General features: G+C 63.7%; 2 protein-coding genes. Both read right to left on the bottom strand.

The genetic code is table 11. The features are described from left to right. On the bottom strand, positions 1-476 hold a 476-nt coding region (locus ABD093_RS18200; RefSeq protein WP_343926280.1), incomplete at its 3' end, for a recombinase family protein. 29 nt (positions 477-505) lie between these two features. Further along, complete coding sequence (locus tag ABD093_RS18195) at positions 506-715, bottom strand: hypothetical protein (RefSeq protein WP_343926278.1); 210 nt, start codon at positions 713-715, stop codon at positions 506-508. Positions 716-851: the final 136 nt, after the last annotated feature.

Raw genomic sequence — 851 nt, 5'->3', positions numbered from 1 at the left:
GGCCAGTCATAAGCAAGGGTCAGACCGCGTCGGCCGGGACTACCCCATCCTCGCGGGATCGGGTAGATAGAGACTGACAATCGGATGAGGTCGCGCTCGAACTGGGCGAAGGAACCCATCATGTTCAGCTGGAACTCGGCCATCGGATCCTCGCCCTCGGGGGTGAAGGTCAGGCGTTCCTTCAGGAACTCGATACTGGCCCCCTTACGGGGGTTTTCCTCGGTGTGGTGGGCCGGGTCGCCGGTGATCTGCTGGACGATGTTGTTCAGGTCGATCACCGAGCGGGCCAGCCGGTCCATGGAGGTGACGACGACGTGGTCACCGTGGCGGACGTGCCGGATCAGTGCCTGTAGCTCAGGGCGGTCTCGTGCACTCTTGCCGGACTGCTTCTCGGTGAACGTCTCGTCGCACTCCCCCACAGCCTCGAGCTGCCGTGCGAGGTTCTGGCCAGCTGATGAAACGCGGACGTAGGCCACGCGCTGACCCGAGGGGCGAGAGTGGCCGCTCACTTCCTACCTCCGCCCGCGCGCAGTAGACCCGTGATCGTCAAAGCGGTCGTGATGATGATGAGGAACAGCCCCACGAAGGGGTGCTGCGGAACTAGCCCGACGCCGAAACGGATCACTGCGACCACAACCACCCCAAGCACGATGGGTATCAGGACGCGGCCCCAGCCGCCGCGGGGGTCGCCTCTGGAGCCATCTGTTTCGTTCATGTCCTAGACCCTACCCGGGACATGTGCCAAAACCCGGAAGCGAACCTTCTGGATGTGACTTCGTTCGCTTGGTGGCGGGGTTTTTGCAGCGCTCCGTGGCGGTCTTGTTGCCGCGATCACGCAGGACTGGCTGCAG

The organism is Brachybacterium tyrofermentans, from assembly GCF_039526165.1.
Classification (GTDB): Bacteria; Actinomycetota; Actinomycetes; order Actinomycetales; family Dermabacteraceae; genus Brachybacterium; species Brachybacterium tyrofermentans.
The sequence above is the reverse complement of the archived record's forward strand: the minus strand, read 5'-3'. Positions and strand labels throughout refer to the sequence as shown.